Below are 17882 nucleotides of genomic sequence, written 5' to 3' on the forward strand. Positions count from 1 at the left end.
AGAAGACATCGGGTCACAAATCCTCGCCCATCAGCTCATACGCGATCCGTGTCGCGATCGGGCGGGCGGTTTCGGGGCGCATGCCGGGGGCAAGGCGCGGGTCGTAGAGGATGCGCAGCAACAGCTCGTCATGCCGGGTCAGGAGCGCGAATTCCTCGTCGTCGTTGAAAATCGAGGGCCGGGCATAGGGGCTGTCATTGGCGAGTCCCAATCCTTGGGTGATTTCCTCGTGGAAGCAGGATTTGCGCAACAAATCAGGATGTTCTGAGCGGATCACCGCCACGGCGGAGCGATAGGCGCCATCGTTCGCCGGGTCCGAGGCCAAGACGAGGCAGTAAGACGAGCGCGGCATGTTGACGACCGAGCGGATCGCATCCTGCCCGATGCCGGGGATCATTTCCGCCAAACGCGGACCGATCTGGCGGCGTTCGTCTTCGTTGAGCACGAGCACATGAAAATTCGCCCGCGACGAGGTCATGGCGACCGAATGGCCTGAGGCGGTTGCCAGGCGCGACACCAGGTTCGCGACCGTGGCGCGGTCGGTGGCGCGGACGCTCTCCGACACGCTCGGGCCGAATTCAAGCCCGATCCGCACCGGCACCTGCCAGCGATGCAGGTTCGAGGGCGTCATCTGCGCCACATATTGCCCGTTGAGCGAAGTATATTCGTCATTCAGTGCGATGGCCTCGAAATTCGCCGCCAGTTGCCTTGCGTTGAACGGCGTGTCGGGCCCGCCCAGATCGGTGCGCAACAGATCGTTGGCCAGAAGATCGGCCTGCATCCGGGCGTAGTATTTCTCCAGCGCGAAACTGATCTCGCTGCGTTGGGGCGGGGTCATGACGGTGGGCTGCACCGGCGAATAGGGCCGGGGCTGCGGTTTGATGTCCGGGACGGGCGTACAGGCCGAGAGCGCGAGGAAAATCCCCGCGCTCCAGCCTGCGATCTGTCGTCCCGAACCCGTGCTCAATTGGGCACCGCCGGACCGGAGGCGTTGCCGGTCGCCTTGGCGGCCGCGAGCGTGTCGCGCAGTTTGCTTTCCATCGCCTTGAGCTCGACCTCGGCCTCGGCGCGTTTGCGCTTGCCCTCGTCGGCGATCTGGAGGCTTTCCTCGATGGTCGCGACCAGTTCCTCGTTGGCGGCCTTGACCGCTTCGATGTCGAACACGCCGCGTTCCATTTCCTGCCGCACGACCTTGTTGGCCTCGCGCAGGTTCTTGGCATTGGCGGTCAAAAGCTCGTTCGTGAGATCGGTCGCGGCCTTGATGTCCTTGGCGGCATCGGCGGAGCGCTGGATCGTCACGGCCTGCGCCAGCTGGGTTTCCCAAAGCGGCACGGTGTTGACGAGCGTCGAGTTGATTTTCGTGACCAAGGACTTGTCGTTTTCCTGCACCAGACGGATCGAGGGCAGGGATTGCATCGTCACCTGACGCGTCAGTTTCAGGTCGTGCACCCGGCGTTCGAGATCGTCGCGCGCGGCCCGCAGATCGCGCAGCTCCTGTGCCTTGATCACCTGATCGGCCTCGGGGGCGGCGTCCACTTCGGCGGCCAGCGCCGGGATCTCCGTCTCGTCCAGTTCCTTGAGTTTCAGCTCACCGGCGGCAATGTAGATCGCCAGCTCGTCGTAGAAGGTGAGTGTTTTGTCATAGAGGTGATCGAGCGATTTGATGTCCTTCATCAGCTTGTGCTCATGCTCAAGCAGATTGTCGGTGATCTTGTCGATCTGGCTCTGCACATCCTCATAGCGCGCCACGAATTTCGCCATCGGGGCGGCGCGGCCCAGAAGTTTCTCCCACCAGCTGCGCTCGCGGCGCACATCGAGCTCGGAGACGGAAAACCCGCGGATCGTGGTCACGATGTTGCGCAGGCTGTCACCCGCCGGACCCACGTCCTTGTTCTTCACATCCTGCAACATCGCTTGCGAAATGACCTGCAATTCGGCCTGAGCTGCCGAGCCGAAGCGCACGATGGAGTTGGTGTCGCCCATGTCGATCTCGGCCTTGGCCTTGGCGATCTCGGCGGATTGCGGCGCTTCTGCCACGGCAGACGGGTCGATCAACTCGCCCTTCGGCTCGGCCAGCACCACGGAGGTGATTTCTTCAACGTCTTTCAAGGCGGCTTCGGCCTTTTGGCGCACGGTATCGGACATGGAACTTCCCCTGATCTTTAATTTTTCAAGTCACTTGCAACGCCCTCGCGCGCCAGACGGTCGCGGAGCACTTCGATCTCGATGTCGAGATCGGTCTTATCATCCAAAAGCAACGCTTTGTGACGGGCGTCGAAATTCGCCTCCAGATCGTCCAGAAGCGAAAACCAGTCGGCACGCGCCTCCGCGTTGCGGGTTTTGATCCAGAGGTCGGCAAATTTCGTGGTCGCGTCGCGCGCACCCAGCAAATAGACGCCCAGATATTTGCGCGCCGCCGTCAGGTCACGAGGATCGTCTTCGACCGTGCGGAACATGGCGCGGGCGGTCGCAATGAATTTCTCAAGCCGGTCTTCGGCCTGCCGGTCGCCGGTTTTGTCCAGCGCCTCGCGCATCGACTTGAGATGCGCCTCCGCCTCGTCCACCGCCTTGGCGACGCGGTCCTGTTGAAACAGGTCGATTTCGTCGAAACCTTTGTTTTTCAAAGGATCAATTCCGAAGGCGAGGCTATGAAGCACGACGCCCAGCACGGCAAAAATCACCGTTTCCAGCGGGCCCCAGCCGAACCAGCCGACAATCCCAAGACCGATCCCCGTGAGCACCGAGCCAAAGATCTTGCGCGGAATGGCCGGGCGGCGGGCCATCTTGCGGGACTCATAGGCCTCTTCGGCCTTCAACCCTTCGCGGGTCAGAAACGCTGCGGCCACGAGCGCGCCCAAGGCCACGAGATAGGCTGCCATGGTGACGGGGTCTGCGCCAAAGGCCTTCCACGCCAGCGGCAGGGCTGCGAAGAACAGAAGGTTCGAGCGCGCGCCGACACGGGACGGTGTCTTGCCATCGAAGGGACGGGGAGAGGGGGCGGAGCCTGCGCTTTGCGAGGCGCTGCCTTTGGGCGAATAGGTGGAACCGTAGCGTTTCGACATCACAGGCCCTGCGCCTTGATCGTGACGTAGAAGGTCAGCGCCACCAGAAGGTAATAGGCGAGTTTCGAAAACCCACTGTTGCTCATGATCACCCTTTCGACCCAAAGCGCTTGTCCGCTTTCAGATATAGAAAGGAATCGCGCCGCGTGAAAGGCTTAAGGGGAAGAGCTTGTGTGCTTTCCCCCTCCGCTCCGGATCAGGACCGAGATTTGGGCGGTTTGCCGCCACCCGGGCGGGCGCCCGAAGGTTTTCCGCCAGACGGTTTTCCGCCAGACGGTTTTCCGCCAGACGGTTTCCCACTGTGCGATTTGAACCCGGCCGAGCGCGGTTTGCCGCCCGCGCCGCCGCCATGGGATTTGAACCCGTGGGATTTGAAGCTGCCGGGCTTGCCACCACGTTCCCCACCGCGCGCGCCGTCGCGTTGGTCCCCGCCTTGGCCGCCCCGGTCGTCACGTTTGCCAAACGGTTTGCCGCCCGGCTTGCCGTCACGGGGTTTGCCCTTGAAGCCCTCACCGCGCGGTTTGAAATCGCCATCACGCGGTCCGGAGCGATCTCCGTCACGTTTGCCTTTGAAGCCCTCACCGCGCGGCTTGAAGCCCTCGCTGCGGGGTTTGAACCCTTCGCCCCGCGGCTTGAAGCCGCCTTCGCCACGCGCGGGGCGACCGCCCTCGTCGTCATGGCGTTTGAAGCCGCCGGATTTGCCTTTGAATGCCGGTTTGTCGCCTGGTTTCCCACCCGGCTTTCCGCCTTTGACGGGTCGGTTCGGGCGCGCATCGCGGCCCAGCGTTTCCTTGCGCGGACCGCCCGGTTTGCCGCCGCGCGACACTTCGCGCCGCCCTTGGGTCGCGCCAAAGCCGTCGGTGCCGGTCTCAAGCCCAAGCTGGTCGCGCAGCACACGGCCCCGCACCTCTTCGACCTCGCCCGGTTGCAGCGTGTTCAAACGGAACGGCCCGTAAGAAATGCGAATGAGCCGGTTCACCGTCAGGCCGATGTGCTCCATGGCGCGGCGGATCTCGCGGTTCTTGCCTTCGCGAAGGCCCACGGTGAGCCAGGCGTTCGCGCCCTGCTGGCGGTCGAACATGACCTCCATCGGCTGAAAATCCTCGCCATCGATCGTCACGCCCTTGCGCAGCGGCTCAAGCATGGCTTCGGTCGCCGTGCCTTTCACCCGCACGCGGTATTTGCGCATCCAACCGGTGTCCGGAAGCTCCAGACGGCGTTTGATCTCGCCATCGTTGGTGAGCAGAAGCAGACCTTCGGAATTGAGATCGAGACGCCCGACGGACATCACGCGTGGCAGCTCTTTCGGGAGTTGGTCGAACACCGTGTCACGGCCTTTTTCGTCCTTGGCCGTGGTCACCAGACCGGCAGGCTTGTGATAAAGCCAAAGCCGCGGCGGTTCCGGTTCGCCGACCTCTTTGCCATCGACCGTGATCCGGTCCTTCGGCAGCACGTTGAGCGCAGGCGAGGCGACGACGCGCCCGTTGACCGTGACACGGCCCGCCTCGATCAGTTCCTCGGCCTCGCGGCGCGAGGAAATGCCAGCCCGCGACAGCACCTTGGCGATGCGCTCGCCCGGAGGGGTCTTTTTCGCGGTGGGGGTCGGGGTCTTGGGCGTGTCGGTCATGGGAAAGGCCTTTCGTTGGCGCGCTCATACTCTGAGACAGGTCACATGAAAAGGGCAAAGAAAATCGGCCCGCATCGCTGCGGACCGATATTTCAGGCCGGGACCGGTGTGAACCGTCTCAGAACGACATCACGTAGGAGACGCCGAACACCCAGGGGTCGATCTCGGCCTTGCCGGATTTCACGCCGTCGATTTTCACGTTGCTGTCGATGTCGATCCAGCGCACATCGGTCCGCAACGCGGCGCGGTCGCTGATCTTGTAGTCGAGACCCGCGTGCAGTGCGAGCCCCCAGGAATCGCTCAGATCGAGATCTCTCCCGGCAATGGCGCCTTTCGAGGTTTCATCGAAGAAGGCGGTATAGTTGATCCCGGCGCCCACGAACGGGGTCAGGGTCGCGCCTGTATCGAAGTGGTATTGCAGCGAGATCACCGGCGGCAGGTGTTGCGTGGTGCCGACTTTGCCAAGGCCATCCGCTTTGATGTCGTGTTTGAAGGGCCATGCGCCGAGCACTTCGATGCCGAGATTGTCGCGGATGAAATATTCGAAGGTGATGGTCGGGCGCACGTTGTCGCCGACATCGAGGTCGGGACCGCCGTAGAGGCCACCGTTGTCGGACTTCGGCATGACACTGCCAAGGCCGAGGCCGAGAGTCATCGTGCCCGCATCCTGCGCCGAGGCAAGGCTCGGCAGAGCGAGGGCAAGGGCCACTGTTGCGGCGAGAACGGAAGTCTTTTTCATAGTCTAGGTCCCATGGTTATCTTGGCGCGAGGTGAGTCCGCGCGTGATGGCACAGTTGCCGGGAGCCGGAGACGGAGACTTTGATTTGCGTCAAATCGTGGCGGGCTGCGACACTCTGTCGTCAGACCGTCATAAAATTGTCACGCGAACGGTCCGTGTCCGGCTAGAGACCCGCTTGCCTTTGCCCGGCAAATCGCGGCAGGAAAGGGGATGTCGTTTCGCTCTTATATGGAAATCGCGCTCGAAGAGGCGCGTGCCGCCGCCGCGCGCGGTGAGGTGCCGGTCGGTGCCGTCGTCGTGTCGCCCGAGGGCGAAATCGTCGGGCGGGGCGGCAATCGCACCCGCGAGGACCGCGACCCCACGGCCCATGCCGAGATCGTCGCGCTCAGGGCGGCCTGTGCCGCTCTCGGGCTGGAACGCCTGCCGGGATACGATCTTTACGTGACCCTGGAACCGTGCCCGATGTGCGCAGCCGCCATGTCGAGCGCCCGTATCCGCAGGCTGTATTACGGCGCAGGGGACCCGAAATCCGGCGGCGTGGCCCATGGCGCAAAGGTTTTCAGCCATGCGCAATGTCATCACGCGCCGGAGGTCTATGACGGCATCGCGGCGGATGAGGCAGAGGCGCTTTTGAAGAATTTCTTCGCCGCCCGGCGCTGAGGCGCGCCGAAAAACCAAAAGAACCATCGAAAAAATGTCAGGCCCCGCGTAGGGCCCGCCTTTGCGCCCCGTAATCTTGGGTAATCGACGACGCAAAGGAGACACCACATGCGCATCCGATCCCTCACCGCGCTCGCCGCGCTTGGCCTGACCTGCGGGCTGACCACCCCGGCCTTCGCCGCCACGAATGTTCTGAGCTATGACAGCAATGGCGACGGACAGATTTCCCGTGAAGAATTCCAGAACCTGCAAAAAGCCACGTTCAAATCGCTCGACAGCGACGGCAACGGGTCCGTCACTCTGGCCGAAATTCAGGCCCTGCCTGCCGCTCAGGGCCGCAATGTCGATGGCACGCGCCTGATGGCCCGCGACAGCAATGGCGACGGCATGGTGACCGAAGCGGAATACCTGTCCAAGGCCGACGGCTTCGACCGTGCCGACCGCAACAATGACGGCGTGCTGGCGGGCAACGAAATTTCCCGCGTCAACAAGTTCCTGTCGAAGGCCAGCTTTTAAGGCCTGAGACCACTTTGCCCCCGATCCCCCTGAAAGCCGGATCGCTTCTCTGACCCTGACCCTTTGAAATAAGGACCGTAACGATGAAACATGTCACCAAAACCGCCAAAACCCTCGCCCTTCTCTTGCCGCTGGCCTTCGCCACGCCGGTCTTCGCGCAAAATGTGACGATCACCAATGGCAATGGCGGCACCGTCGAGAAAAACCGCGATTGCGTGCGCGAAAACAGACAGGTGGTCTGTGGAACCTCCACCACCGCGACCACGGCCAATGGCCAGACCGTCTCGAAAGACCGTCAGCGCACCACCACCAGCGAGGGGACGACCTCGACCATGACCTGCGTCGGGCCGACCGGAGAACCCGGACCCTGTTCGCGCACGGTTCAGATCACCCGCTAAAGCGGGGGAAGGCCCGGGTCGTTCTCCATCCCCCCCCCCTGACGGGCCGGGCCACTTTTCAGATGTGTCAAAAGTGTATTTGGTAAACCCGGGCCATGCCGGCCCGTTCGCGCAAGTTGAGAGATCGGGTATGGACCCACGTCAGGCAGAGGCCGCCGCCGCGATGGCGGCGATGGTTCAGGGCGAGCGCGCCGCGCTGGCCCGCCTGATTGCGCTTTATGGCCCGGGCATCCGGCGCTATGCGGCGCAGATTCTGGTCAATGCCGGGGAGGCCGAGGACGTGGCACAGGAGGTGTTCCTCCGGGCCTGGTCCCGCGCCACGAGTTACGATCCCGCGAAAGGCGCGGTGTCGAGCTGGCTCTACCGGATCGCGGTCAATCTCTGTATCGACCACAATCGCAGGGGGCGGTTTCGGCGGTTCGTCGGCATCGACAGTGTCGCGGAGCCCGAGGACGATACACCGGGGGCGGAGGCCGAGCTGGCCGCACGTCAGAGGCTTGCCCTGACCCATGCGGCAATCCGGACATTGCCGGAGCGTCAGCGTCAGGCGATTTTGCTGAAGGCAGCCGGAGAGCTGTCGGGTGCGGAAATCGCGGCGGCGCTGAAGACGAGTGAAGGGGCGGTGGAACAATTGCTGGTGCGGGCGCGAGCGGCGCTCCGGGCCCGGCTGGAAAAGGAGGACTGATCATGCCGGATCAGAAAACGAACCCCAAGCTGTCTGCGGCGCGGTCCGCGGATGACGCCTTTGACCGCGACCTCGCGGCGCTTTTGAAAATGCCCGGCGACGAGGATGTCGCCCTGATGTCCCGAACGGTTCTGAGCCAGCTCGCCGATGCGCCAGCCAGCCGCGACCACCCCATGGCAGAGGTGCTTTCCGAGCCCCTGCCATGGGCCATGGGCTTTGCCGGGCTGATGGGGCTGGGCGTGCTGTTGGGCTATCTCCTGTCGTCGGGCGTGATCGGCGACAGTTTCCTCGCCTTTCTCGCACTGGGCGATTTCTTTGGCCTTCTGGGAGGGTTCTGATGTCTGAGCATGTGGCAAAACACCGTCCGTCCTGGGGTCGTATGGCGCTGATCGCCGTGCTGGGCCTGTCGCTTCTGGGCAATGCCATGACCTTCGGCGTGGTCTGGCGGTTTCAGCAGGTGCGCGGCAGCGTCATGGGCGACGCAGGACCCGAGACCGTCAAGGTGCCGACCTTCCCGCGGGAGATCCGCAAGGCGCTGCGCGCGGGCTTCGTCGCGGACGAAGCGCTTCAGCAAAGCCTGCGCGAGGCCATCGAAGCCCGCCGCGCCGTCGTCGCCGTGAGCACCGAAGAGCCCTTTGACAAGGCTGCGACCGAGGCCGCGATGGCCGAGTTCCGCGCCCGGTTCATCGCAAGCGTCGACGAGCTTCAGGATCTGGTGCTGGAGGTGATCAAGGCCGAGGCCGCGAAGGACTGATCAGATCTCGATCGGCACCAGAACCTCGGGCACCTGCACCACACCGTCTTCGAGCGCATAGACCAGCTCGTCGCAGCTCTGCGCCAGAAGCGGGAAAGTGCCCCAGTGGCACGGGATCACCGTCTTGAAATCGAAGAATTTCTGACAGACGTAAGCGGCCCGCGTCATATCCATCGTGTAATGCCCCCCGGCGCAGAGGAGACCGATGTCGGGTCGGTGCAGATCGGCGAACCATTCCATGTCGGCCATGATGTCCGTGTCGCCGGAGACATAGATCGTATGGCCTTCGCCCGAGATCATAAAGCCCGCAGGCTGCCCCGCGTAGATCGGCGCACCGTCCTTGAAGTCGATGGAGGAGCTGTGCACGGCGTTGACCATGGTCACCTTGACCGCGTCCTCGCCTTCGCCCAGCGTGATCGTGCCGCCCTTGCCGAACCCCGTGACCTGCGCCCCCTCGGCGCCCAGAATGATCGACAGTTCGTGGATGCAATAGATCATCGCATCGGTGCCGCGGGCGACGGGCAGGGTGGTCGAGGCATGGTCGCCATGACCATGGGTGAGAAAGATCGCCGTCGCGCCCGCGGTCGCCTCGTCTGCGCGCTCTTCGGGGAAGGCGGGGTTGCCTTCGATCCACGGGTCGATCAGCAAAACCTGATCCGCGATCTCGATGCGAAAGCCGGAATGGCCGAGCCAGGTGATTTTCATGACAAAACTCCCTATGTTTCGGGGTAACCTAACACGGGATTGTCACACGTCCATGTTGAGCGAACAAATCGACGCCTATTGCGAGCGCACGGATTTCAGCTTCTGGTCGGAGCCGGTCAATGCGTTGACCAATGCCGCTTTTCTGATCATTGCCGTGATCGTCTGGCCCCGGACGCGCGGCAATCCTATGGCGCGGGCGCTCACCGTCATTCTCTTCGTCATCGGTCTCGGTTCCTTCGCCTTTCACACCACGGCGACGCGCTGGGGCGCGATGGTGGACACGCTGCCGATCCTCGGTTTCGTGCTGCTCTATCTCTCTGCCGCCTCTCGCGATTTCCTCGGGATGCGCGCGGGCAGGGCGCTTCTGATCTGCCTTGCTTTCTTCCCCTTCGCCTTTGCCTGTACCTTGGTGTTTTCCCATCTCGGCCTCGGTTCCAGCGCCGCCTATAGTGCCGTGCCTCTGCTGATTTTCCTTTATGCGCTCCTGCTCAGATCCCGCGCCCCGAAAACCGCCCGAGGCCTCGCCCTCGGCGCCACACTCCTCTGCCTCTCGATCTTCATGCGCTGGCTCGACGATCCGATCTGCACCGCCCTGCCGCTTGGCACGCATTTCCTCTGGCACATCCTCAACGCCACCATGTTGGGCTGGATGATCCATGTTTATCTCACGCATATGCTTGAAGGCCGGGCGCAGGGGCGCTAAAGCCTCATGTGACCAAGAATTAGGGAGCATTGCCCCATGTCGATCGACATTGATACCGCCCGCCGGGTGGCCAAGCTGGCCCGCATCCGCGTCGAGGAAGATGCGCTTCCGGCGCTGGCCTCCGAATTCAACGCTGTGCTCGGTTTCATCGAGCAGCTTTCCGAAGTGGATGTCGAGGGCGTCGAGCCGATGACCTCGGTGACGCCGCAGCGTCTCAAGCGCCGCAAGGACGGGGTTACGGACGGTGAAATGCAGGACAAGATCCTTGCGAACGCGCCCGATGCGCGCGAGGGCTTCTTTGCGGTTCCGAAGGTGGTGGAATAATGTCTGACCTGAACAAACTCACGCTCTCCGCCGCCCGCGACGGGCTGCGCAACGGCGATTACACCTCCGCCGAGTTGACCGAGGCCTGCCTGTCCGCCATCGAAGGCGCGGGTGCTCTGAACGCTTTTGTCCACAACACGCCGGAGATCGCCCGCGAACAGGCCAAAGCCGCCGATGCGCGCATTGCCGCCGGTGACGCGCCCGCCATGTGCGGCCTGCCGATCGGGATCAAGGACCTCTTCGCGACGAAACACGTCCCGACGCAGGCCGCCTCCGCGATCCTCGAAGGGTTCAAGCCGGAATACGAGTCGACAGTGACCTCGAAATTGTTCGATGCGGGCTCCGTCATGTTGGGCAAGCTCAACATGGACGAGTTTGCCATGGGCTCCTCGAACGAGACCTCGACCTACGGCGATGTGATCAGCCCCTGGCGTCGCGGCAACGAAGACACCCCGCTCACGCCGGGCGGGTCTTCGGGCGGTTCCGCTGCTGCCGTCTCCGCCGATCTCTGCCTTGCCGCGACCGGCACGGACACCGGCGGCTCGATCCGCCAGCCCGCCGCCTTCACCGGCATCGTCGGCATCAAACCGACCTATGGCCGTTGCTCGCGCTGGGGCATCGTGGCCTTTGCGTCCTCCCTTGATCAGGCCGGTCCGATGACCAAATCCGTGCGCGATGCGGCGATCATGTTGGAGACCATGTGCGGTCACGACATGAAGGACAGCACCTCCGCCGATCTGCCTGTGCCGAATTTCGAGGCCATGCTGACCGGCGATATTCGCGGCAAGAAAATCGGTATCCCGAAGGAATACCGTCTCGACGGCACGCCGGAAGAGATCGTCAAACTTTGGGACGATGGTGCCGCCATGCTCAAGGACGCCGGTGCCGAGATCGTCGACATCACCCTGCCGCACACCAAATACGCGCTGCCGACCTATTACGTCATCGCTCCCGCCGAGGCCTCTTCGAACCTCGCGCGCTATGACGGCGTGCGTTACGGCCACCGCGCCACACTGGCGGCGGGCGAGGGCATCAACGACATGTACGAGAAAACCCGCGCCGAAGGCTTCGGCAAAGAGGTTCAGCGGCGTGTCATGGTCGGCACCTATGTGCTCTCCGCCGGGTTCTACGACGCCTATTACAACAAGGCGCGCAAGGTCCGCACCCTGATCAAAAAGGACTTCGAGGACGCTTTCGCCGCCGGTGTCGACGCCATCCTGACGCCGGCAACGCCGTCCCCGGCCTTTGGCCTCGGCGAGGTGTCGGACAGCGATCCGATCCAGATGTATCTGAACGACGTCTTCACCGTCACCGTGAACCTCGCGGGCCTGCCGGGCATCTCCGTGCCCACGGGCCTGTCTGCCTCGGGACTGCCGCTCGGGCTTCAACTCATCGGCAAACCGTGGGAAGAGGGCGATCTGCTGAATATCGCGCATTCACTCGAAGGTGCAGCGGGCTTTGTTTCCAAGCCTGAAAAATGGTGGTAAGGGACGGTCTTGACTGACCCTTACGGAGCTTCGCGATGCGTCGTGCCTCACCCCGTGTCTTTGTGACATTCTCTGCCCTGGCCGCTCTGGCCGCCTGTCAAACCGCCGTGCCCGACAGTGGTTCGGGGGTGGGGTTCGGCTCCTATGCCGACTATCAGGCCCAGAGAGAGGCCGATCTCATCGCCAATGGCGATGGGGCGGGCGGCGGTTCGGTGAGCGTGTCCTCGGCGGCAGCGGCGCTCGACACCCAAGCGATCTCCAACGAGGCGCTCGAAGGCATCGAGGCGGCGGAAAACGGCACGACCACGTCGGTCGCCGCGGCCTCCACGCCGACGGCCACCCCGTCTGCGGTCTCCAACGCCATGGGCATTTCTTCCGAAAACAATTTCGATGCCGTCTCCTCCGAGCGTTCGATCGAGGAAGACAAAGCCTTCGTCGAGGCCAACAAGGAAGCCTATGTCACGATCCAGCCGACGGCTCTGCCGTCGCGCCCGACCTCGGACGCGGGCACCATCGTGGAATTTGCGCTCTCGACCACCAACACGGTCGGTCAGGCGCTCTATTCGCGGCTCATTCCGGGGGCCGATTCCCGTGCGGCGCGCAACTGCGCGAAATACCCGTCGCCCGATCTGGCGCAGGAATATTTCCTGAAAAACGGCGGCCCGGAGAAGAACCCGCAGGGGCTCGACCCGGATGGCGACGGCTTCGCCTGTAGCTGGGACCCCGCGCCCTTCCGTCTGGCCGCCAACCGCTGATATGCCCTTACAGCCCGTGATCCATGACCGCCGCTCGCCGAATTTCGGCGAGCGGCGTGATGGTGCGCGTCCAGATCTCGTGGTGATCCATTACACCGCGATGCAGACAGCCGAGGCGGCGCTGGAGCGGCTTTGCTCGCCGGACTTCGAGGTCTCTGCGCATTACCTGATTTGTGAGCAAGGGCAGGTGTTTCGCCTTGTGGACGAAGAGATGCGCGCCTGGCATGCCGGGGCCGGGCAGTGGGGCGAGGTGACGGATGTCAATTCGCGCTCCATCGGCATCGAACTGGCCAATCCCGGCACAGCACCTTTTGCCGCCGCGCAGATGGGGGCGCTGGAAAGTCTTCTCGTGGATATTCTGGATCGCCACGCGATCCCGCCTGAGCGCGTGATCGGCCATTCCGACATGGCCCCGCTGCGCAAGATCGACCCGGGTCCCCGTTTCGACTGGAAACGGCTGGCTTTGCAGGGATTGTCCGTGTTTCCCTGCTCTCAGGGTGAGATCGAGCCCCATGAGGTTCGATTTGTGCAAGACTTGCAGCGCTTCGGCTACCCCGAAGCCCCGGTCGAAGCGCTGGTCTCTGCCTTCCGGGATCGCTTTCGCCCCCGTCATCACGGCCCGCTCGACGGTTGCGACATGGCGCTGGCCCGCGATCTTGCCACCCGCTTTCCCGCCCGCTTTCCCATTGACCGCCGCTCGCCTCTCGCCTAAGTCGCTTCCCGACGCGGATGGCCGGATAACCGCCGCTTCTCTTTGATGAGGAGGGGAGGAAAGTCCGGACTCCCTTGAGCAACGGTGCCGGGTAACGCCCGGCGGGGGCAACCCCAGGGACAGCGCCACAGAGAACAGACCGCTCCGCAAGACGGAGTAAGGGTGAAACGGTGGGGTAAGAGCCCACCGCGGGACGGGCAACCGGACCGGCACGGCAAGCCCCACCGGGAGCAATGCCAAATAGGGGTTTCGCGCGGGGTTCGTGTGCGGCAACGCAGACCGCCCGCAGGGTCGCTCAAGCCCGAGAAACCCGGGTTGGCAGCTTGAGCCGTCTGGTAACAGCCGGCCTAGAGGAATGGTTATCGAAGGGGCGCAAACCCCGGAACAGAATCCGGCTTACAGGCCGTCCGCGTTTTTTCATTGATTTTTCAATAGCTCTAGTGCGACTTTGGGGGCGGATCGTTAACGTCACAAGGGAATTTCCATGCTGCTGTCCTCTCTTTTGCCCGGCAAACGCGAAGCCGTATTTGTCGCTCTGATAGGATGTCTCTCGGGACCGGCTTGGGCCGAATATTCCTCTGATGCCTGTTCGATTTCCCGAGATTTCGGCGATCTGACACTGACTGTGGATCACTATGTTTATGTGGATGAGAGCGGTTGGGATACGCCGACCTATGAGATCGAGATTCGTGATCACACCGGTGCCTTCGTTGTCCTGTTGCGCAGCGAGGAAGACGAAGGTAACAGCGGATGGCTCTTTGCAGAACTTTCCGGTCTGATGCGATCAGAGACCTTTCGGTCGAACATGCTCTATGCGGCGGGCAATGCGTTTGGTGCCTCGGATGCTGGCGTTGATATGCGGATCGTGTTGCAGAGCGATGGGGGGGGCTTCGAATGGCGGCGCGATGCGCGCCTGCCGATCGGCCCCGATGGCATGCCCAAAGAAGACTATGTCGATTTTGCCACGGGTTTCAGTGAGATTTCCGAGCTGCTTGATACCGTTGCACAGGAAGGGTCGCAAACGGTAGAGATCGCCTACTACCTGGTTCGCGACGGACGATATGAACCGGTTTGGGACAAAACCATCGACTTCCAAACCTATATGAGCCTGGCTGAGGCGATTAATCCGATGACCCGCGCCTTGTTTGAAAAGGTCGATGGGGTTGATTGTACGGAATACTGATCAGTTCATTTTGCCCTGTTGGCAGACTGGGGGTTTCGTCGCACTATGCGGGGAAAGATTTGTCAGCAAAGGGAGTTGCCCCAATGAGTTTCGTGAAAACCCTGACCACGCTCGCCATCGGTTTCGCCGCGGCGAAAGGGGTTGAAAAAGTCAAGAAAATGGGCGGCATGGACGGCGTGCGCGAAGCGATGCGCCAATCTGGGGCGCCGGGCGGCATGGCCGACCAGATGGGGCAGATGGCGGAGAAATTCGGCTTCCCCGGCGGCGCGGATGCGGTGCGCGACATGATGGGCAAGTTCGGCAATCAGGCCGCCGATATGTCGGAAGCGACCGAAGCTGGGCTCGGCTCGCTGTTCTCGGCCATGTCCGGGGCGGCGGCGACCGGCATGACCTCGATGTCCGACATGTTCGCTTCTGTGACCCAAGGCACGGCGGTGGGGGCGGCCTCGGAGGAGAACGCCAAGCTGATGATCCGGGCGATGATCATGGCGGCCAAGGCCGACGGCCAGATCGACCCCGAGGAGCGCACCAAGATTCTCGACGCGCTTGGGGATGCCTCCGAGGAGGAGATCACCTTTGTGCAGGCGGAGCTTGACGCGCCGGTCGATCCGATGGCTTTGGCGAAAGACGCGGGCACTTCGGCCGCGGCACAGGTCTATGCGGCGGCTCTGATGGCGATTTCGGTCGACACCGAGGCCGAGAAAACCTTCCTCAAAGGTCTGGCGCAATCGCTGATGCTCGACGAGGCGAAACAGGCGGAGATCCATCAGTCGATGGGCAAGCCGGTGATCTGAACTTCGGATTTTCCGAGGAGAGAAGGGCGGCCAGATGAGCCGCCCTTTGTCGTTTGAGACGGGTCTTTACGCAGGCTGTTCCGCGCGCCGTTCCCGGTGCAGCAGATAGAAGGACGCCGCCAGAATCAGCGCCGCCCCGAGCCACATCGAGCCGGGCGGCACAAAGCCGAAGGCAACGACCCCGAAACCCACGTTGAGCGGCAGTTTTAGGTGATCAAAGGGCTGGAGATAGGCGGCATCCGCCACCGTATAGGCCTTGGCAATGGCATATTGCGCCAGAGCGGTCAGAAGCCCCGCCGCAATCAGAATGAGCGCCGTCAGCCCGCCGCTGAACGCCACGCCCTCGCCCAGAGCCAGCGCAAAGTTCACCGGGCTCAGGAGCAGCAGCAGATAGACGGTGAGGCTCTCCGGGCTCTCGCTTTGGGTGAGGCGCTTGGTCAAAAGCGAGGTGATCCCCCAGAACAGCGCGGCTGCCACCGGATAGAGCGCATAGATCGAAAACGCATCCGACCAGGGCGCAAGGATGATCATGCCGCCGACGAACCCCGCCGTGACGGCAAGCCAGCGCGCCGCGCCGGTCTCTTCGCCCAAGAAAAGCCCCGCGCCGAAGGTCACGAAGAAGGGCGAGAGCATGATGAGCGCAATGGCCTGCCAGATCGGCACATGGGCAAGCCCCGCGACCCAGAGCTGAACTCCGATCACGGCGGCGACGACGCGCATCAGATGCAGCGCAACATGGCCGGTTTTCATGGCGGACAGACCGTGGCGCACCACCCATGGCAGCGAAAACAGCAGCGCGATGGCATATTGCCAGAACGCCATGCGCGCGGAGGGCACATGCAGCAGCATCGTGGCATATTGGGTCAGAAGGTTGATGACGGCAAACAGCACACCGGCCGCGATCATCAGAAGGGCGCCGGAGCGGGCCGGGCCGAGATTGGTAAAGCGAGTCATGTGTCGTCCTTTCTTCACACATAACCCAAGGCACGAGGGCAGGGTGCGCGCGCCCCGAGACGGTAAAGCGGCGCCCTGTCATCTCTCTTTCATCCGGACTGTAACCGTCGGTTCCGGGGTCGCACCGAATCTGCTGACCAAGCGTGTCGTGAACCGACGCGCAAGCGCTCGCGGACTGATCGGGTGGCCTCACATGAGATCTCCGAAACACCGCCGGTGGGGAATTGCACCCCGCCCTGAGAGGTTTGCGGCCCATTTGGCCGCGCGACCTATTTAGGGGCGAAGACGGGCCTCTGCAATCGCACAGTAACGCAGGGCCTTTGTGCAGCGTTTTTAACTGGCACTCGCGGAGGTTTTCTGAGAAAAGCCCATTGACTCGGAGACCCAAAGGCTTAAAAGGCGGGCTTCAAGGATTCCACGGGTTGGCCCGACCGCCCGTTGCACGAGATAACTGGAGTAACGAAAATGGCGAAGCCGACGACGATCAAAATCCGTCTCAACTCGACCGCGGACACGGGCCACTTCTACGTGACCAAAAAGAACGCCCGCACTATGACCGAAAAGATGGTCGTAAAGAAATACGACCCGGTCGCGCGCAAGCACGTCGAGTACAAAGAAGGCAAAATCAAGTAAGCCCTTCTGAGATACCAAGATGCAAAAGCCGCGTGACCCGAGAGGGAAGCGCGGTTTTTCTTTGACCGGCCCCTCTCCCCCCGCGGATCAGGTTTTGAAACCATCCAACGTAAGGAGAGAACGATGTTCGGATGTTATGACGACGACTTCAGAGAGCGGGAGCGGCCAGACAGCTCCTGTTCGTTGCCTTCCAGCCTGAGCGAAGCTCTGGCGGTGCGCACGCAGGAGATTCGCAAGAGCGTGCCCTTCACCGTGCGAGCCGCCATGCCGGCCGATACCGCGGAGATCGACGCGCTCTTTCGTGCCTCCTACGGTCAGCTCCTGAAACAGCACTACCCGGCCGCCATTCTCGACGCCGCATTGCCTGCGCTCTTGCATACGGCACCGCGCCTGCTGAACTCCGGCACGTTCTTCGTCGCCGAGACCGGGGGTGGGGAGATCATCGCGGCGGGCGGCTGGACCCAGGCCACGCCCTTCGGCGGCGTCGGTCCGCGTGAGATCGGCCATATGCGGCGGGTCGCCGTGCATCCCGATCACGTCCGGCAAGGGATCGGCTCGGTTCTTGTGGAGCATATTCTCGACAACGCCCGGCTGACGGGGGTGGAGCGGATGTGCTGTCTTTCGACGCTCACGGCGCGGGAATTCTATGAGGCGCATGGCTTCACGGCCTCGGGCGACGTCGATCTGGCGCTGAAACCCGGTGTCTACCTGCCCGCGATCCAGATGGCCCGTGATTTGATCTGAGCACTCAGGCGATCGCCATCACAACGGCGCCGGTCGAAATCAGGCCGACGCCGACCCACCCCAGCGGGCTCAGTTCCTCGCCCAGCACGAGCGCTGCGAGGATCGCGACGAAGACCACGGAGAGCTTGTCGACCGGTGCCACCTGCGACGCCTTGCCGATCTGCAACGCGCGGAAATAACAGAGCCAGGATGCCCCGGTCATCAGCCCCGAGATCGCCAGAAACCCCGCGCCTTTCGCGCTGAGGTTCGACAGCGGTTCGATGTCGCCCAGCGACCATGCAAACAGCCCCGAGGCGAGGAACACCACGCCGGTGCGCAGGAAGGTCGCGAAGTTCGAATTGATCTCCGTCACCCCGATCTTGGCGGTGATCGCCGTGAGAGCTGCGAAGAGGGCAGAGAGCAGGGCCCAGAATTGCCAGTTGTCGGTCATGCGCCTCTCCCGGAAAG

Annotated in this window: 23 protein-coding genes, 1 other RNA gene and 1 riboswitch; of the genes, 16 read left to right on the forward strand and 8 right to left on the reverse strand. The window is 62.8% G+C overall.

The features are described 5' to 3' along the window. Window positions 1–13: 13 nt before the first annotated feature. The 5 genes from V1475_RS09790 to V1475_RS09810 all read right to left on the reverse strand — a co-directional run bounded on the left by V1475_RS09790 (window position 14) and on the right by V1475_RS09810 (window position 5428). The gene (locus V1475_RS09790) at window positions 14–967 is read right to left on the reverse strand and encodes a DUF2927 domain-containing protein (protein WP_479412602.1); all 954 of its coding nucleotides are present in this window, start codon (window positions 965–967) and stop codon (window positions 14–16) included. Beyond that, the gene (locus tag V1475_RS09795) at window positions 964–2145 is read right to left on the reverse strand and encodes a toxic anion resistance protein (RefSeq protein WP_479412603.1); all 1182 of its coding nucleotides are present in this window, start codon (window positions 2143–2145) and stop codon (window positions 964–966) included. Before V1475_RS09795 ends, V1475_RS09790 begins: the two co-directional genes overlap by 4 nt. Before the next feature lie 17 nt (window positions 2146–2162). Continuing rightward, on the reverse strand, window positions 2163–3062 hold the full coding sequence (locus tag V1475_RS09800; protein ID WP_479412604.1) for a 5-bromo-4-chloroindolyl phosphate hydrolysis family protein: 900 nt from the start codon (window positions 3060–3062) through the stop codon (window positions 2163–2165). Between the two features lie 196 nt (window positions 3063–3258). Beyond that, a complete protein-coding gene (locus tag V1475_RS09805; RefSeq protein WP_479412605.1) occupies window positions 3259–4689 on the reverse strand; it encodes a pseudouridine synthase in 1431 nt (476 codons plus the stop codon). 118 nt (window positions 4690–4807) lie between these two features. Further along, window positions 4808–5428, reverse strand: coding sequence for an OmpW/AlkL family protein (locus V1475_RS09810; protein ID WP_479412606.1), 621 nt, complete (start codon window positions 5426–5428; stop codon window positions 4808–4810). Window positions 5429–5638: 210 nt separating this feature from the next. On the opposite strand from V1475_RS09810, the gene V1475_RS09815 reads away from it, so the two are divergent. The 6 genes from V1475_RS09815 (at window position 5639) to V1475_RS09840 (ending at window position 8441) form a co-directional block, all read left to right on the forward strand. After that, the gene (locus V1475_RS09815) at window positions 5639–6088 is read left to right on the forward strand and encodes a nucleoside deaminase (RefSeq protein WP_479412607.1); all 450 of its coding nucleotides are present in this window, start codon (window positions 5639–5641) and stop codon (window positions 6086–6088) included. A 108-nt stretch (window positions 6089–6196) separates the two neighbouring features. Further along, the gene (locus tag V1475_RS09820) at window positions 6197–6604 is read left to right on the forward strand and encodes an EF-hand domain-containing protein (protein ID WP_096806966.1); all 408 of its coding nucleotides are present in this window, start codon (window positions 6197–6199) and stop codon (window positions 6602–6604) included. Window positions 6605–6687: 83 nt separating this feature from the next. Then, on the forward strand, window positions 6688–7002 hold the full coding sequence (locus V1475_RS09825; protein ID WP_479412608.1) for a hypothetical protein: 315 nt from the start codon (window positions 6688–6690) through the stop codon (window positions 7000–7002). A gap of 130 nt (window positions 7003–7132) precedes the next feature. Beyond that, window positions 7133–7687, forward strand: a complete 555-nt coding sequence (locus V1475_RS09830) for an RNA polymerase sigma factor (RefSeq protein WP_479412609.1) — start codon at window positions 7133–7135, stop codon at window positions 7685–7687. A gap of 2 nt (window positions 7688–7689) precedes the next feature. Next, complete coding sequence (locus V1475_RS09835; RefSeq protein WP_479412610.1) at window positions 7690–8025, forward strand: hypothetical protein; 336 nt, start codon at window positions 7690–7692, stop codon at window positions 8023–8025. Next, complete coding sequence (locus tag V1475_RS09840; protein WP_479412611.1) at window positions 8025–8441, forward strand: hypothetical protein; 417 nt, start codon at window positions 8025–8027, stop codon at window positions 8439–8441. Before V1475_RS09835 ends, V1475_RS09840 begins: the two co-directional genes overlap by 1 nt. Here V1475_RS09840 and V1475_RS09845 read toward each other — a convergent pair whose 3' ends face one another. Then, window positions 8442–9146: a metal-dependent hydrolase gene (locus V1475_RS09845; protein ID WP_479412612.1), complete on the reverse strand. Its 705-nt coding sequence runs from the start codon at window positions 9144–9146 to the stop codon at window positions 8442–8444. 52 nt (window positions 9147–9198) lie between these two features. Here V1475_RS09845 and V1475_RS09850 point away from each other — a divergent pair, with 52 nt between their 5' ends. The 8 genes from V1475_RS09850 (at window position 9199) to V1475_RS09885 (ending at window position 15104) form a co-directional block, all read left to right on the forward strand. Further along, complete coding sequence (locus V1475_RS09850; RefSeq protein ID WP_479412613.1) at window positions 9199–9849, forward strand: ceramidase domain-containing protein; 651 nt, start codon at window positions 9199–9201, stop codon at window positions 9847–9849. Between the two features lie 36 nt (window positions 9850–9885). Then, window positions 9886–10173, forward strand: a complete 288-nt coding sequence (gene gatC / locus V1475_RS09855; RefSeq protein WP_434288244.1) for an Asp-tRNA(Asn)/Glu-tRNA(Gln) amidotransferase subunit GatC — start codon at window positions 9886–9888, stop codon at window positions 10171–10173. Then, window positions 10173–11660 carry an Asp-tRNA(Asn)/Glu-tRNA(Gln) amidotransferase subunit GatA gene (gene gatA, locus V1475_RS09860; RefSeq protein ID WP_479412614.1) on the forward strand — a complete coding sequence of 496 codons (1488 nt, stop codon included), beginning with the start codon at window positions 10173–10175 and terminating at the stop codon, window positions 11658–11660. Before gatC ends, gatA begins: the two co-directional genes overlap by 1 nt. A 35-nt stretch (window positions 11661–11695) precedes the next feature. After that, the gene (locus V1475_RS09865; protein ID WP_479412615.1) at window positions 11696–12415 is read left to right on the forward strand and encodes a hypothetical protein; all 720 of its coding nucleotides are present in this window, start codon (window positions 11696–11698) and stop codon (window positions 12413–12415) included. A 1-nt stretch (window position 12416) separates the two neighbouring features. After that, window positions 12417–13127 carry an N-acetylmuramoyl-L-alanine amidase gene (locus V1475_RS09870; protein ID WP_479412616.1) on the forward strand — a complete coding sequence of 237 codons (711 nt, stop codon included), beginning with the start codon at window positions 12417–12419 and terminating at the stop codon, window positions 13125–13127. Between the two features lie 13 nt (window positions 13128–13140). Then, an RNA gene (gene rnpB, locus V1475_RS09875) (RNase P RNA component class A) lies at window positions 13141–13542 on the forward strand. A gap of 69 nt (window positions 13543–13611) precedes the next feature. Further along, on the forward strand, window positions 13612–14310 hold the full coding sequence (locus V1475_RS09880) for a hypothetical protein (protein WP_479412617.1): 699 nt from the start codon (window positions 13612–13614) through the stop codon (window positions 14308–14310). An 83-nt stretch (window positions 14311–14393) separates the two neighbouring features. Further along, window positions 14394–15104, forward strand: a complete 711-nt coding sequence (locus V1475_RS09885; RefSeq protein ID WP_479412618.1) for a DUF533 domain-containing protein — start codon at window positions 14394–14396, stop codon at window positions 15102–15104. A gap of 66 nt (window positions 15105–15170) precedes the next feature. On the opposite strand, the gene V1475_RS09890 is transcribed toward V1475_RS09885, so the two are convergent. Next, complete coding sequence (locus tag V1475_RS09890) at window positions 15171–16058, reverse strand: DMT family transporter (protein ID WP_479412619.1); 888 nt, start codon at window positions 16056–16058, stop codon at window positions 15171–15173. Between the two features lie 77 nt (window positions 16059–16135). Then, a riboswitch (FMN riboswitch) is annotated at window positions 16136–16306 on the reverse strand. A gap of 217 nt (window positions 16307–16523) precedes the next feature. On the opposite strand from V1475_RS09890, the gene rpmG reads away from it, so the two are divergent. Beyond that, window positions 16524–16691, forward strand: coding sequence for a 50S ribosomal protein L33 (gene rpmG, locus V1475_RS09895; protein ID WP_009572866.1), 168 nt, complete (start codon window positions 16524–16526; stop codon window positions 16689–16691). Between the two features lie 123 nt (window positions 16692–16814). Then, window positions 16815–17435, forward strand: coding sequence for a GNAT family N-acetyltransferase (locus V1475_RS09900; protein ID WP_434288232.1), 621 nt, complete (start codon window positions 16815–16817; stop codon window positions 17433–17435). A gap of 4 nt (window positions 17436–17439) precedes the next feature. On the opposite strand, the gene V1475_RS09905 is transcribed toward V1475_RS09900, so the two are convergent. Next, window positions 17440–17865 (reverse strand): EamA family transporter, encoded by a 426-nt coding sequence (locus V1475_RS09905; RefSeq protein ID WP_096806978.1) that lies wholly within the window; start codon window positions 17863–17865, stop codon window positions 17440–17442. Window positions 17866–17882: the final 17 nt, after the last annotated feature.

The organism is Celeribacter sp. SCSIO 80838 (assembly GCF_056498065.1).

Coding starts and splice junctions, on each gene's coding strand:
- V1475_RS09795 (WP_479412603.1), bottom strand. CDS start 2,145: ATGTCCGATACCGTGCGCCAAAAGGCCGAAGCCGCCTTGAAAGACGTT.
- V1475_RS09800 (WP_479412604.1), bottom strand. CDS start 3,062: ATGTCGAAACGCTACGGTTCCACCTATTCGCCCAAAGGCAGCGCCTCG.
- V1475_RS09805 (WP_479412605.1), bottom strand. CDS start 4,689: ATGACCGACACGCCCAAGACCCCGACCCCCACCGCGAAAAAGACCCCT.
- V1475_RS09810 (WP_479412606.1), bottom strand. CDS start 5,428: ATGAAAAAGACTTCCGTTCTCGCCGCAACAGTGGCCCTTGCCCTCGCT.
- V1475_RS09815 (WP_479412607.1), top strand. CDS start 5,639: ATGTCGTTTCGCTCTTATATGGAAATCGCGCTCGAAGAGGCGCGTGCC.
- V1475_RS09820 (WP_096806966.1), top strand. CDS start 6,197: ATGCGCATCCGATCCCTCACCGCGCTCGCCGCGCTTGGCCTGACCTGC.
- V1475_RS09825 (WP_479412608.1), top strand. CDS start 6,688: ATGAAACATGTCACCAAAACCGCCAAAACCCTCGCCCTTCTCTTGCCG.
- V1475_RS09830 (WP_479412609.1), top strand. CDS start 7,133: ATGGACCCACGTCAGGCAGAGGCCGCCGCCGCGATGGCGGCGATGGTT.
- V1475_RS09835 (WP_479412610.1), top strand. CDS start 7,690: ATGCCGGATCAGAAAACGAACCCCAAGCTGTCTGCGGCGCGGTCCGCG.
- V1475_RS09840 (WP_479412611.1), top strand. CDS start 8,025: ATGTCTGAGCATGTGGCAAAACACCGTCCGTCCTGGGGTCGTATGGCG.
- V1475_RS09845 (WP_479412612.1), bottom strand. CDS start 9,146: ATGAAAATCACCTGGCTCGGCCATTCCGGCTTTCGCATCGAGATCGCG.
- V1475_RS09850 (WP_479412613.1), top strand. CDS start 9,199: ATGTTGAGCGAACAAATCGACGCCTATTGCGAGCGCACGGATTTCAGC.
- gatC (WP_434288244.1), top strand. CDS start 9,886: ATGTCGATCGACATTGATACCGCCCGCCGGGTGGCCAAGCTGGCCCGC.
- gatA (WP_479412614.1), top strand. CDS start 10,173: ATGTCTGACCTGAACAAACTCACGCTCTCCGCCGCCCGCGACGGGCTG.
- V1475_RS09865 (WP_479412615.1), top strand. CDS start 11,696: ATGCGTCGTGCCTCACCCCGTGTCTTTGTGACATTCTCTGCCCTGGCC.
- V1475_RS09870 (WP_479412616.1), top strand. CDS start 12,417: ATGCCCTTACAGCCCGTGATCCATGACCGCCGCTCGCCGAATTTCGGC.
- V1475_RS09880 (WP_479412617.1), top strand. CDS start 13,612: ATGCTGCTGTCCTCTCTTTTGCCCGGCAAACGCGAAGCCGTATTTGTC.
- V1475_RS09885 (WP_479412618.1), top strand. CDS start 14,394: ATGAGTTTCGTGAAAACCCTGACCACGCTCGCCATCGGTTTCGCCGCG.
- V1475_RS09890 (WP_479412619.1), bottom strand. CDS start 16,058: ATGACTCGCTTTACCAATCTCGGCCCGGCCCGCTCCGGCGCCCTTCTG.
- rpmG (WP_009572866.1), top strand. CDS start 16,524: ATGGCGAAGCCGACGACGATCAAAATCCGTCTCAACTCGACCGCGGAC.
- V1475_RS09900 (WP_434288232.1), top strand. CDS start 16,815: ATGTTCGGATGTTATGACGACGACTTCAGAGAGCGGGAGCGGCCAGAC.
- V1475_RS09905 (WP_096806978.1), bottom strand. CDS start 17,865: ATGACCGACAACTGGCAATTCTGGGCCCTGCTCTCTGCCCTCTTCGCA.